Source organism: Streptomyces sp. CRN 30 (genome assembly GCF_034105845.1).
On the sequence record NZ_JAVRHI010000379.1, the window covers coordinates 1 to 13,073 of the forward strand.

Consider the following 13,073-nt stretch of genomic DNA (forward strand, 5'->3'; position numbering starts at 1 on the left):
CGCGGCCCTACGCGCCGCCGGCGGCCCGCAGCAGACGGGCCGGCAGGTACGGGGAGTCGACCCGCACGTCCCAGCCGCGACGCCGCGCGCGGCAGGCCAGGCCCAACAGCGCGAGGCTGACGTCCGCGTCGCTGTCGTCGGCGCGGTCGGCGACCGCGTAGTGGTCGCGGCGGGCCTCCAGGGCGTCCAGCAGGGCGAGGTTGAAGCTCTCCTCGTCCCCCTCGACGAGCTGGGAGAGGAGCACGGCGGGCGGCGGGGGAAAACCCCGGCCCCTCACCTTCTCGACGTCGTGCACGGCGCGCTCGACGGCGGGCGCGGGGTCCTCACCACGGAAGTACTCCTGCAGCGCCTCGTGGTACGCCGCATAGGCGGAGCCGTCCGCCAGGAACGCGGGATCGACGAGGACGAGCGGCGCGAGGCTCTCCCGGTCGCCGGTGACCAGGGCGAGGTTCACGGCGGTGTGCCAGTGCCCCGCGCCGACGGAACGGGTGTCGGGTCCGGAGACGCACACCAGCGTGGTGCCGCCCACGGTCACGTCGCCCGGTGACCCGGATCCGGCCCGTACGGCGCGGAAGGCCGCCGCGCCCAGCCGGGCGGCCAGAGCGAGGTCGCGGACCATCGATCCGATCCGGTGGACGAAGTCGCCCCGTACCGCCGAGAGCACGTCCTCGCGCACCCGGTGTCGCTCTCTTCGCACTGCTGCCGCCCCGTGGATCCGTCCGGTGGATGATCTCCGCCCAGCCCAGATCGCCCCGCGGACCGTCCACGCGTGCCCGGCCACCGGTCGCCCTCGCGTCCCACAGCCCCGTCCGGCACACTCGAAGCACCGGCCCGACCGGCCCGACACCCCGTCAGAACCGGACGGGCACAAGAGAAGGACCAACGACGGAACCACACCCCAGGTTCCGATTCGGCCTCATTGCCCGACGTGAGCTGCCGTGATACACAGAGTGACGAAACGACCCCTCACATGCCACATCGCACCCCGCGCTACGGGTTCACGCAGGCCGGCTGCAAGGGATCCATAGGAAATCCGCCAATCAATGACGCCAAGTCGACATACGACAGCGGCATCGTCAGCGACAATGGGCCCGACCTCTGTGCACCAGGCTCAGAGGGTGCAGAACTACCCACTAGGGGCGGTGACTTACATGTTCCTTGCAGCCGAAGAAGGCGACATCACCACCATCATCGGCGGTATCGCCCCGGACTGGGGGCCGTTCGGCAGCCTGGGCAACGAGGCCCGGGTGATGATCGAGGTCGTGATGGCGATCGCCATCCTGCTCTGCCTCGGGATCGCGATCTGGGGCGCGGCCAAGCAGCGCATCGGCGCGACGGCCCTGCGCGACACGTTCAGCGCCGAACAGGGCAAGGGCCTCATCATCGCGGGCCTGACCGGTGTCTTCATCATCGGTTCCCTGGGCACGCTCTTCACGATCGTGTACGGGATGGCCGTGTAGCCCCGCGGCCCTGTGCGGCCGGGCGCGCCCGGTTCCGCCGCCCTTCCCCCCCACCCGTCCGTCGTGCCCACCGGCTGAGGTTGCGTTTCCTTGATGTCGAGTCACCACACCGCGTCCACGCGGCGACCAGCACGGCTACCGTCGTCCCCACACCGAATCGTTCCGTACGAGGTCGAGGGGGCGTACGTGGCATGAGCGCCGGTGACGAACACGGCGGCGGGCCCTACGGCGGCACGGGGCAGACCCGCACCCGGCTGCCCGACCCGCACGGCGACGTGTACGGGGGCGCCCGACGAGGCCGCGCCTCCTCCTCACGGAGCCTGGTGACGGTGGTGGGCGTGGTGGTGCTGCTGATCGCGGCCATTGCGTTCGCCAACCGTGGAGGCTCCGATTCCGCGGACGGCTCCACCGCCGGCGCGGACAAGGCGACGGGCTCCCCCACGGCCGCGTCGGGCGAACAGCCCGTACGCACGAAGGCGGCGGGCATCCCGACGGGGTTCGCGCACGACGAGCAGGGGGCGCAGTCGGCTGCGGCCAACTACGCGGTGGCACTCGGCTCGACCGGCATGTTCCGCAAGGAGAGCCGGGACAGCATCGTCGGCACCGTCTACACGGCCGCCGCGGCCGCCGGCCTCCAGGCTCCCCTGGACAAGGCGTACTCGGCGGACTTCCTCAGCAGGATGGGCCTCGACGCCGACGGCAACCCGCCGGACGGCAGCACGTTCGTCTCCCGCGTGGTGCCGGTCGGGACGACGGTCCGGGAGTACCGCGACAGCACGGCCGAGGTGGCCGTCTGGTACATGAGCCTCATCGGCATGTCCGGCGAGCGCACCACTGATCCCGTCACCACCGCCTGGAAGACCTGGACCTTCGACCTGCGGTGGTCCGACGGCGACTGGAAGGTCACCGCGGACACGCAGGAGGACGGTCCCGTCCCGGTCCCGGGTGACGACAGGGCCGCCACCTCCGAGGAGATCGGCAAGGCCGTCGAGGAGTACGGAGGGTTCACGTATGCCCGCTAGCCGGAACCGTGCGCTCAGGCTCACCGGAGCGGTGGCGGCCGTACAGACGGCGCTGCTGCTGCTGGCGACCCGCGCCTACGCGGAGCCCACGCCGAGCCCGAGCCCGAGCGCCTCGAACGAGGACTGCGACCTCATCGCCGGCGAGGCCAGAAGGTACTGCGAGGAGGGCCAGGGCGCCTCCGACGGCGGTGGCGCGCCCAGCGTCAACAGCACCCTCGACCCGCTCTCCTCCCTCGCCCAGGGCTGCGCCGACGCCGCCGCCTGGACCGTCGACAAGCTGTCCCAGGCCGTCGAGGAGACCGCGAACGTCGACTTCACCAACCCGACGTTCCTCCAGCAGTACGCCGTCGTCTTCGCGGCCTCCACCATCCTCACCCTGCTGCTCTGGCTGCTCGCGGTGGCCAAGCGCGCGGTGCGCGGGGTCCCCCTGACCACGGCCCTGTCGGAGGCCATCGGCTTCCTCTGGCTGACGGTGCTGGCCTCCGCGTTCACCCCACTGATCCTGTACACGGTGGTGTCCGCCACCGACGGGGTCTCCGAAGTGCTCGCCCGGGCGACCGGGGGCCAGACCGACACGTTCTTCGGCAACTTCTCCAGTGCCCTGGAGAAGGGCGAGGACATCGGCGGCGGCCCGATCATGCTGATCGTGGTGTCGCTGGTGTCCATCCTCGCGGCCGGCGTGCTCTGGCTGGAGCTGGTCATACGGGCCGCGCTGCTGTACGTCGGCGCCCTGCTCGGCACCGTCGTCTACGCCGGACTCGTCGACAAGAACCTGTGGGGCCACGTCCGCCGCTGGGCCGGCATCATGATCGCCGTCATCCTGGTGAAGCCGGTCATCGTCATCGTGCTGGGACTCGCGGGCGCCCTCGCGGGCGACGAGGGGCCGGACGCCTTCTCCGCGGTCGTCTCCGGCCTCTCCATCATCCTGCTGGCGATCTTCGCCTCCGCGATGATCTACCGGTTCGTGCCCGGCTTCGGCGACGAGATCGCCGGCTCCCGCAACAACCGCCTGATGCAGGGGGCCGAGGGCAAGGCCGCCGCCGTCATCAGCTCGCCCGCGACCCTCGTCGCCCAGGGCATCAAGACCCACAGCACCCGGGCGGACAACAACGGGGGCGGCTCAGCCGCCACGCCCCGCCAGTCCAACCCCGCGTCCGGCGGCGTGGCCGCGCACAGCGCGCGTACACCGTCCGGCGGTGGCGGCGCGGCCGGCGCCTCCGCCGCGCCCCCGCCCCGTACCAGCCCGGTCAACACCCCACACGCCAGCAGCACCCGCAACAACAGCAACCGCTCCGGAGGTGACGGGCGTTGACGACCGATTCCCACGTGTCCCATCCGGTCTCGCCCCGCCGTACGTACCTGATCGGCCGCGCCCGGCCGAACGCGATGATCGGCCGCAACCGTGAGAACGGTGAGATCGCGCTCATCATCGCGGGCGCGTTCCTCGGCATGATGTGCGGGCTCCTCGTCCCGGTCCTCTCCCTGCGGATCGTGCTGCTGATGGGCTTTCCGCTGCTGGCGCTGGCGGCCGTCTACGTGCCGTACAAGCGCCGCACGTTCTACAGGTGGTTCGAGATCAACCGCAGTTTCAAGCGCTCCCTGCGCAAGGGCACCGCATACCGTTCCGGCACCATGGAGGCCGGCACCCGGTCCGACGGCCGCGAGATCGAGGTCGGGCCGCCGCCGGGCATCGGCCGCATCACCTGGCTGGCCGCCCCGTTCGGCCCCGACGAGATCGCCGTGCTGCTCCACGCCGACCGGCGCACCGTCACGGCCGCCATCGAGATCGAGGGCCCCGGCGTCGGCCTGCGCGACTCCGAGGACCAGGAGGCCCTGGTCGACCGCTTCGGCACGCTGCTCAAGCACGTGGCCAACGGCGACGGCTTCGTCACCCGCATCCAGATGCTCGCCCGCACCCTTCCCGCCGACCCGGACGCCCACGCCAAGGACGTCTCCCAGCGCGGGGACGAGCGGGCCCCCGGATGGCTGCAGCAGTCCTACGACCAGCTCCAGTCCATGGTGTCCACCAGCAGCGAGCAGCACCGCGCGTACCTCGTCGCCTGCATGCACTACAGCCGCGAGCTGGCCGCCGAGGGCGCCGCCATGGCCCGCGCGATCCGTCCGCAGGGCGGCCGCAGGCTCGACAAGGACGCCGGCCTCGCCGTCGTCATGGCGCGCGAGCTCACCGACATCTGCTCGCGCCTGCAGGAGGCCGACATCCGCGTCCGGCAGCCGCTCGGACAGGGCCGGCTCTCCTCGCTCATCCACTCCATGTACGACCCGGACCACCCCATCGACCACATCCAGGCCATGACCAAGCGCAACGCCTGGCCGGCCGAGCTGGACGCGATGGAGCCGACGTACCTCCAGGCCAAGACGCGCGAGTCGCTCACCCGCGCCCCCTGGTGCCACGCCACCGCCTGGGTCAAGGAGTGGCCGATGACCCCGGTCGGCGTGAACTTCCTGGCCCCGCTGCTCGTCCACACCCCCGACGTCATCCGGACGGTCGCCGTGACGATGGACCTCGAACCCACCGAGATCGCCATCGAACGCATGCTCACCGAGAAGACCAACGACGCGGCCGACGCCAGCCGCGCCGCCAAGATGAACCGCACCGTCGACCCGCGCGACCTGGCCTCCCACAACCGTCTGGACCAGCGCGGCGAGGACCTCGCGAGCGGGGCCGCAGGCGTGAACCTGGTCGGCTACATCACCGTGTCGTCCCGCACCCCGGAGGCGCTCGCCCGCGACAAGCGGACCATAAGGGCCTCGGCCGGCAAGTCGTACCTCAAGCTGGAGTGGTGCGACAGAGAACACCACCGCGCGTTCGTCAACACCCTTCCGTTCGCGACCGGCATTCGAAGGTAGGACTGCTGTCATGCGGGACCCGCTGTCCATCCTCACGGAAGCCTTCACGTCCTTCCTGTTCGGCAAGGTCGAGACGACCAGACTCCCGGTGCGCACCTCGACGGGCCAGGCGCAGGCGGTCTACCTGCCGACCGCCGCGCCCGGCCTCGGCGACTCGGGCGTCATCATCGGCCGCGAGGTGTACTCCGGAAAGGGCTACATCTACGACCCCTTCCAGCTGTACGGACAGCAACTCCCCGCTCCGCACTGGCTGGTCCTCGGCGAGTCCGGCAACGGCAAGTCGGCGCTGGAGAAGACGTACGTGCTCCGCCAGCTCCGCTTCCGCGACCGCCAGGTCGTCGTCCTGGACGCGCAGGGCGAGGACGGCGTCGGCGAGTGGAACCTCATCGCCGAGCAGCTGGGGATAACCCCCATCCGGCTCGACCCGACGGCCGCCCTCAACATGGGCATCCGGCTCAACCCGCTCGACCCGGCGATCACCACCACCGGCCAGCTCGCGCTGCTGCGGACCATCATCGAGGTCGCCCTGGGCCACGGCCTGGACGAGCGGTCCGGCTTCGCCCTGAAGGTCGCGCACGCCTACGTCAACGAGACGATCGTCGACCGCCAGCCGGTCCTCACCGACATCGTCGAACAGCTGCGCCACCCGGAGCCCGAGTCGGCCGAGGCGATGAACGTCCCCATAGACGACGTACGGGCCTGGGGCCTGGACGTGGCGCTCGTCCTGGACCGCCTGGTCGACGGTGACCTGCGGGGCATGTTCGACGGCCCCACGACGGTCGGCATCGACCTGGACGCCCCGCTCATCGTCTTCGACCTCTCCCACATCGACCGCAACTCCATCGCCATGCCGATCCTGATGGCGATCGTCGGCGTGTGGCTGGAGCACACCTGGATCCGCCCCGACCGGAAGAAGCGCATCTTCCTGGTCGAGGAGGCCTGGCACATCATCAACAGCCCGTTCGTGGCCCAGCTCTTCCAGCGCCTGCTGAAGTTCGGCCGCCGGCTCGGCCTGTCCTTCGTCGCGGTCGTGCACCACCTGTCCGACGTGGTGGACGGCGCGGCGGCCAAGGAGGCGGCCGCGATCCTCAAGATGGCGTCGACACGGACGATCTACGCACAGAAGGCCGACGAGGCCAGAGCGACCGGCCGCGTGCTCGGTCTGCCGCGCTGGGCCCAGGAGATCATTCCCACGCTCACGCCCGGCATCGCGGTCTGGGACGTCAACGGCAACGTCCAGGTGGTCAAACACCTGATCACCGAGACCGAACGGCCCCTGGTCTTCACCGACCGCGCGATGACCGAGTCCTCCGCCGACCGCCTGGCGGACGACGCGCTGCGCGCCGCCGAACTGGAGGCCGAGGAGCGGGCGGCGGCCTTCGTGGAGCAGCATCTCGAACTGGACGGGTCGTCGGAGTCGACGGTGGCGTGAGCGGGAGTGGCGTGAACGGGAGCGGCGTGAGCGGGACGAGACCGGAGGAGAACGACCAGCGCGGCATCCCCGACGGGCTGCTGCTCGGGTTCATCGGCTTCCTGATCGGCATGACCGTGCTGGTGTGGACGGCCACGGGGCTCGCGGCCCTGTTCACCCACGGCAGCTGGCCGGACGGCATCGCGTTCACCCGTACGCCCATGGCCGTCCGCCACCTCATCGGCCGGCCGGACGACCTCGCGGGCGCCTGGCCCGAGGCCTCGGCGGACCAGCTCTCCGGGTACGGGCTCTTCTGGGGGCTGCTCATCGGCCAGGTGATGGTGCTGGTCGTGCTGACCGTGTTCGTGGTGGGCACGGTGGCGCGGTGGCGGGCGGTACGGGCACGGGAGAAGGCGGAGCGCGCGGCGGCCGTACGCGGCCCGGCCGCGCCACAGGCACAGCCACAGGCACAGGCACAGGCACAGGCAGAACCGCAGCCTCAGCCTCAGCCTCGGCCTCAACAAGAACAGCAGCAACAGCCGCAGCCGGGCCTCCTGTCGAAGCCCGCGCCGGACCCCGCGCCGGGCCTCGCGGCCGAACCCACGCCGACGCCTCCCCCGGCCACCACCGCCACCGTGACCACCGCCGCCGCCGTGGTGCCCCTGCCGTCACCGGAAGCGGCCGTGTCCGCCGGCGTCGGAGCGGTCCCCGCCGTGGACCCCCTCCTCCCCCTGCCCGGTCCGCGCGTCCCCGTGGTCCTCGGCTCCCCCGAGACCCGCCACCCGGTCGCCGCCGAGGCGCTCCGTGACGCCGCGGGTCCCGCCCTGGTCGTCACCTCCAGCCCCACCCTGTGGGAGGACACCAAGGACGCCCGCGCCAAGCTGGGCCCGGTCCTCCTCTACGACCCGTCCCACCTGTGCGACACCCCCGCCCGCCTCCACTGGTCGCCCTCCCGCGGCTGCGAGGACAAGGCGACCGCGGCGGCACGCGCGGCGGCCCTCCTCGCCCCGGTGCGCCCCACCGCCAAGCTGGACCAGGCGCTCGCGGACGTCGCGGAGACCCTGCTGCGCTGCTACCTGCACGCCGCCGCCGTGGACGGGCGCGCCTTCCGCCACGTCCACCGCTGGGCGCAGGGCAACCAGGTGCAGGACGCGGTCCGAATCCTGCGGACCAGCCCGAAGGCGGCACCCGGCACGGCGGGCGAGCTGGAGTCGGCGCTCACCTCGCACCCCGAACGCCGCGACATGGCCCAGGAACTGACGGCCCGGGCCCTCTCCGCACTGTTCACGGTCAACGTCCGCAACGCGTGCACTCCGCACCGAACGGACTCCCTCGCCTTGGATTCCTTCATCAACGAAGGGGGAACCCTTTACGTGGTGGGGGAACCGATCGAGGATCCCCGGGCGACTCCAGGGGCCATGCCGCTCCTCACCGCCCTCACCGCAAGCGTGGTCGAGCGCGGCCGGACCATGGCCGAACGGTCATCCGCCGGTCGCCTCGACCCACCATTCACCCTCGTCCTGGACGACGTGGCGGCGGTGGCCCCGCTGCCCCAGCTCCCCGAGCTCCTGACGAGCGGAGCCGACCTCGGTCTGCCGACGCTGGCCCTCATGCGCTCCAGGGAACAGGGCCGGTCCCGGTGGCCGCAGTACGAGCTGCCGGTGCAGTGAGGGCGGTGCGGTAAGGGCGGTGCAGTAGGGGCGGTGCGGGGAGAGGTCAGGCCGAGTCAGGAGGGGAAGGTCAGGCGGACTCAGGAGGTCAGGCGGACCGCTTCATCTCGTACTCCAGCTCGAACCCGCCGACCCCGGCGGGACCGGTCGCCCGGACCCCGCTCGCCACGAACCCGGCCTTCCGGTAGAACGCCTCGGCGCGCGTGTTCCGCTCGTGGACGTACAGCCGTACCCGCTCGACGTCCGCCGCCCAGGCCCACTCGAGCGCGGCGTCGAAGAGCGCCCGGGTCACGCCCGCCCCGTCACCCCGGTACGCGGGCCCTACGAACACCCCGACGACGTGTCCCTGGTCGCACGCGACCGTTCCGCCGAACGGGTCCACCGTCCCGGCCCGCTCCAGCAGCACGGTCACCGAACCGACCCACTCCCCGCCGGCCGTCTCGGCGATGAACTGCTGCCGGTCCCGCGTCCCCTCGGCCGCTCCGGCGGTCCACTCCCGCCAGTGTGCGTCCGGCTTGGCGGCGGCCGCCTCGTACGACTCCAGGAACGCCAGCTCCGCCACCGGATCGCGCAGCGCCTCCAGCCGCAGCCGCCGGGCCTGTCCCCACTCACCGGCACGGATGGCGCGTACGACGACACCGTCACCAGGTACGGCTTTCTCGCTGTCCATACGCGCCACCGTAATACCGGGGTACTACGTCCCTCACCTCATATACCGCCACCGTCCGACGAACCACGCCCCCGCGCCGACGAGCATCGACGGCATGATGACGATCCGCCACCTCACCAAGCGCTACGGCGACCGGACAGCCGTCGACGACCTGACCTTCACGGTCCGCCCCGGAGCGGTCACCGGTTTCCTCGGCCCGAACGGCGCGGGCAAGTCCACGACCATGCGTCTGATCCTCGGCCTGGACGCCCCCACCCGCGGCCACGCCACGGTGGGCGGCCGCGCGTACGCCGACCATCCCGCGCCCCTGACGGAGGTCGGCGCCCTGCTGGAGGCCCGCTCGGTCCATCCCGGCCGTACCGCGTACGACCACCTGCTCGCGCTCGCCCTCACCCACGGCATCCCGCGCAGCCGCGTCACCCACGTCCTGGAGCTGACCGGCCTCGCCGAGGTCGCCCGCCGCCGCGTCAAGGGCTTCTCCCTGGGCATGGGACAGCGCCTCGGCATCGCGGCCGCGCTGCTCGGCGACCCGGCGACCGTCATCCTCGACGAGCCGGTCAACGGGCTCGACCCGGAGGGCGTGCTGTGGGTGCGCACCCTCCTAAAGTCCCTCGCCGCGGAGGGCCGTACGGTCTTCGTCTCGTCCCACCTGATGAGCGAGATGGCCCTCACCGCCGAGCACCTGGTCGTCATCGGCCGCGGACGGCTGCTCGCGGACACGACGGTCGCCGCGTTCGTCCGCGACGCCGGTGCGGGCAGCGTCAGGGTCGTCACGCCCGAGGCGGCCCGGCTCGCCGCACTGCTCGCCGGACCGGACGTCGAGATCAGCGCGGCCGGCACCGAGACGCTCGACGTACGCGGCGCGGACGCCCGGCACATCGGCCGCACGGCCGCCGCCCACGGCGTCCCCCTCTTCGAGCTCACCCCGCAGACCACATCGCTGGAGCAGGCCTTCATGGACCTGACACGCGACTCGGTCGAGTACGCCGCCGCCCCGGGCCCCGCCGCCCCCGCCCGACAGCAAGGAGCCCCGGCATGACCACGACCACCACCATCACCTCCGCCGCCACCTCTCCCTACGTCGTCACCCCGGCCCGGGTGCTGCGCTCCGAGTGGCACAAGTTCTGGTCCGTGCGGTCCTCCTGGATCACGTTGGCCACCTCGGCCGTTCTGATCGTCGGCCTGGGCCTGATCGTCGCCGCCACCTACGAGAGCGGCAGCCGTGAGCACGTCGACCCGGTCCAGCTCGGCCTCACCGGCATCCAGCTCGCGGCGATCACGCTGCCCGTCCTGGGCGTGCTGGTCACCGCCGGCGAGTACACGACCGGAATGATCCGCTCCTCGCTGACCGCGGTGCCGCGCCGGGTGCCGGTCCTGTGGGCGAAGGCGGCGGTCCTCGCGGCGACCGTCTTCCCCGTCACCTTCTCGGCCTGTCTGCTCGCCTACCCGCTGGCCCAGACCCTGCTGTCCGGCACCGACCAGGAGACCGCCCTCACCGCCCCGGGCGTCCTGGCCGCGGTGGCCGGCAGTTCGGCGGGCGTCACCGCGCTCTCCGTGTTCGCCCTCGGTCTCGGCGCGCTGCTGCGCTCGGTCGCGGGCGGCATCGGGGCCTTCGTCGGCGGCGTCATGATCCTCCCGGAGGTCGTGAGCATGATCCCCGTCGACGCCGTGGACACCGCCGTCGAGTACTTCCCGGCCCAGGCGGCGGGCAACGTCTCCGCCCTCGACGCACTCCCGGGCTTCCCGTCCCCCGCTGCCTCCCTGCTGGCACTGTGCCTGTGGGCGGTGGCGTCGGTGGCGCTGGCCGGTGTGCTGCTGCAGCGCCGGGACGTATGACGCCGTGACGACGTACGGCAGGAAGGGGGCTGCGGTCGTGGCGGCAGTTGCCGAAGATGGTCCTGTGACACCGCCCCACCCCCTGACCTCCCGTTCACGGGACCTGCTCCAGCGCATCCGTGCCTTCGACGAGCGCCACCCGCGTACGTGGGACCTCCTGGTCACCACGTTCTGGGTGATCGCGGCCCTGACGGACTACGCGAGCAGCGGGTGGCGCAGCACCGCGCAGAACACGGACGTGCCGGACGGGCTGCTCGTCTGCATGAGCCTCGGCTTCACCGTCCCGCTGCTGTGGCGCCGCCGCCGTCCCCTGGCGGCGCTCCTGGCGATCGCGCCGTTCTCCGCCCTCAACGGATGGACGGGCGCCATCCTCCAGGCGTCCCTGGTGCAGGGCGTCGTCGTCTTCCACGTCGCCCTGCGCCGCCCGACGAGGGAACTCGCCTGGGCCGCCCTGGTGGCGCTCGCGCCCCTCGTGGTGGGCGCGGTGCGCTACCCGCAGGCCGCCTGGGACTGGCAGTTCGGCCCGGGCATCTGGTGCTTCACCCTCGCGGCACTCCTCGGCATCGCGGTGCGCTCCCGCAAGGAGTACACGGACTCCCTGGTGGACCGCGCCCGCCGGCTGGAGGTGGAGCGCGACCAGCAGGCCCAGCTCGCGGCCGCGGCCGAGCGGGCCCGCATCGCGCGGGAGATGCACGACATCATCGGCCACAACCTCTCGGTCATCACCACACTCGCGGACGGCGGCGCCTACGCCGCGAAGAGGAACCCGGAGCGAGGAGTGCAGGCCCTGGAAGCGATCGGCACCACGAGCCGGCAAGCGCTGTCGGAGCTGCGCCGCCTGCTCGGTGTGCTCCGCGAGGAGGAAGAGGAGAGCGAAACTCCCACCCGTGCCCCGCAACCGGGACTGGCGGACCTCTCGTCCCTCGTCGAGTCCGTACGGAGCACGGGCCTGCCGGTCCGGCTGACCGTCACGGGAACCGCACCCGCCCAGCCCGCCGGACGGGAGCTCACCGTGTACCGGGTCGTCCAGGAAGCCCTCACGAACACGCTCAAGCACGGCGGGAAGGGAGCCACGGCAACCGTCGATGCGGCTTTCGCACCCGACGGCATCACGGTCACGGTCACCGACACGGGCACGAGCACGGGCCGGGACAGCACCGAGGGCCGTGGCATCACCGGAATGCGCGAGCGGGCCGCCCTGTACGACGGCACACTCGAAGCCGCCCCGCTGTCCGGTGGAGGCTGGCGCGTCCACCTGCACCTGCCTCCGCACCAGGACGCGCAGACATCAGAGAACAGGAACCCCGGCACGTGACGACCGTCCTCATCGTCGACGACCAGCCGATGCAGCGCTTCGGCTTCCGCATGCTCCTGGAGAGCCAGGACGACATGGAGCTGCTCGGTGAAGCCTCCAACGGCATCGAGGCGGTACGCATGGTGGACCGGCTCCGCCCGGACGTCGTCCTCATGGACATCCGCATGCCGGGCCTCGACGGCATCGAGGCGACCCGGCGCATCGTGGCCTCGGGCGACCGCACCCGAGTCCTGATCCTCACCACGTTCGACCTCGACGACTACGCGTACGCCGGGCTGCGGGCCGGCGCCTCGGGGTTCCTCGTCAAGGACGCACTGCCGGAGGAGCTGCTGTCGGGTATCCGTGCGGTGGCCTCCGGTGACGCGGTGGTGGCCCCCAGCCTGACCCGCCGGCTCCTGGACGCGTACGTCGACCATCTGCCGTCCGGCGACGACCGGTCCTCCTCGGAGGACACCCGCCTGGCCACCCTCACCGAGCGCGAACGGGAGATCCTCACGGCGATCGGTCAGGGCTGGACGAACACGGAGATCGCCGCCCGGTTCCATCTCGCGGAATCCACGGTGAAGACCCACGTCGGCCGTATCCTCGCGAAGACCGGCTCACGGGACCGCGTGCAAGCGGTGATCCTTGCGTACGACGCCCGTCTGGTGAAGCCGTCGTAGTGGCCGTAACGACCACCGAACGCAGAAAACCCCCGCCCAGTGAACCCGGGCGGGGGTTTTCTCAATGATTGTTCGGCGGCGTCCTACTCTCCCACAGGGTCCCCCCTGCAGTACCATCGGCGCTGTGAGGCTTAGCTTCCGGGTTCGAAATGTAACCGG

The 13,073-nt window shown here is 71.7% G+C and carries 12 protein-coding genes and 1 rRNA gene; 10 read left to right on the forward strand and 3 right to left on the reverse strand.

Annotated elements, in window-relative coordinates; translation table 11 throughout:
• Positions 1–7: 7 nt before the first annotated feature.
• Positions 8–697 carry an immunity 49 family protein gene (locus UW392_RS40790; protein WP_320780320.1) on the reverse strand — a complete coding sequence of 230 codons (690 nt, stop codon included), beginning with the start codon at positions 695–697 and terminating at the stop codon, positions 8–10.
• A gap of 454 nt (positions 698–1,151) precedes the next feature.
• On the opposite strand from UW392_RS40790, the gene UW392_RS40795 reads away from it, so the two are divergent.
• From UW392_RS40795 to UW392_RS40820, 6 genes are all read left to right on the forward strand, one after another.
• On the forward strand, positions 1,152–1,460 hold the full coding sequence (locus UW392_RS40795; RefSeq protein WP_320780321.1) for a hypothetical protein: 309 nt from the start codon (positions 1,152–1,154) through the stop codon (positions 1,458–1,460).
• Between the two features lie 191 nt (positions 1,461–1,651).
• Positions 1,652–2,482, forward strand: a complete 831-nt coding sequence (locus UW392_RS40800) for a hypothetical protein (RefSeq protein WP_320780322.1) — start codon at positions 1,652–1,654, stop codon at positions 2,480–2,482.
• Positions 2,472–3,794: a hypothetical protein gene (locus UW392_RS40805; protein ID WP_320780323.1), complete on the forward strand. Its 1,323-nt coding sequence runs from the start codon at positions 2,472–2,474 to the stop codon at positions 3,792–3,794. Before UW392_RS40800 ends, UW392_RS40805 begins: the two co-directional genes overlap by 11 nt.
• Complete coding sequence (locus UW392_RS40810) at positions 3,791–5,350, forward strand: SCO6880 family protein (protein ID WP_320780324.1); 1,560 nt, start codon at positions 3,791–3,793, stop codon at positions 5,348–5,350. The genes UW392_RS40805 and UW392_RS40810 overlap by 4 nt, the downstream gene beginning before the upstream one ends.
• Positions 5,351–5,360: 10 nt before the next feature.
• Entirely contained in the window at positions 5,361–6,782 is a 1,422-nt protein-coding gene (locus UW392_RS40815) for an ATP-binding protein (RefSeq protein ID WP_320780325.1), read from the forward strand.
• A 26-nt stretch (positions 6,783–6,808) separates the two neighbouring features.
• On the forward strand, positions 6,809–8,431 hold the full coding sequence (locus tag UW392_RS40820; RefSeq protein WP_320780326.1) for a type VI secretion protein: 1,623 nt from the start codon (positions 6,809–6,811) through the stop codon (positions 8,429–8,431).
• 88 nt (positions 8,432–8,519) lie between these two features.
• Here UW392_RS40820 and UW392_RS40825 read toward each other — a convergent pair whose 3' ends face one another.
• Entirely contained in the window at positions 8,520–9,101 is a 582-nt protein-coding gene (locus UW392_RS40825) for a GNAT family N-acetyltransferase (protein WP_320780327.1), read from the reverse strand.
• 94 nt (positions 9,102–9,195) lie between these two features.
• Here UW392_RS40825 and UW392_RS40830 point away from each other — a divergent pair, with 94 nt between their 5' ends.
• From UW392_RS40830 to UW392_RS40845, 4 genes are all read left to right on the forward strand, one after another.
• Positions 9,196–10,140, forward strand: a complete 945-nt coding sequence (locus UW392_RS40830) for an ATP-binding cassette domain-containing protein (protein WP_320780328.1) — start codon at positions 9,196–9,198, stop codon at positions 10,138–10,140.
• Entirely contained in the window at positions 10,137–10,937 is an 801-nt protein-coding gene (locus UW392_RS40835) for an ABC transporter permease (protein WP_320780329.1), read from the forward strand. The genes UW392_RS40830 and UW392_RS40835 overlap by 4 nt, the downstream gene beginning before the upstream one ends.
• A 64-nt stretch (positions 10,938–11,001) precedes the next feature.
• Complete coding sequence (locus UW392_RS40840) at positions 11,002–12,252, forward strand: sensor histidine kinase (protein ID WP_320780330.1); 1,251 nt, start codon at positions 11,002–11,004, stop codon at positions 12,250–12,252.
• Positions 12,249–12,914 carry a response regulator transcription factor gene (locus UW392_RS40845; protein ID WP_320780331.1) on the forward strand — a complete coding sequence of 222 codons (666 nt, stop codon included), beginning with the start codon at positions 12,249–12,251 and terminating at the stop codon, positions 12,912–12,914. Before UW392_RS40840 ends, UW392_RS40845 begins: the two co-directional genes overlap by 4 nt.
• A 70-nt stretch (positions 12,915–12,984) precedes the next feature.
• On the opposite strand, the gene rrf is transcribed toward UW392_RS40845, so the two are convergent.
• Positions 12,985–13,073: ribosomal RNA gene (gene rrf / locus UW392_RS40850) — 5S ribosomal RNA — on the reverse strand; the annotation flags it as partial.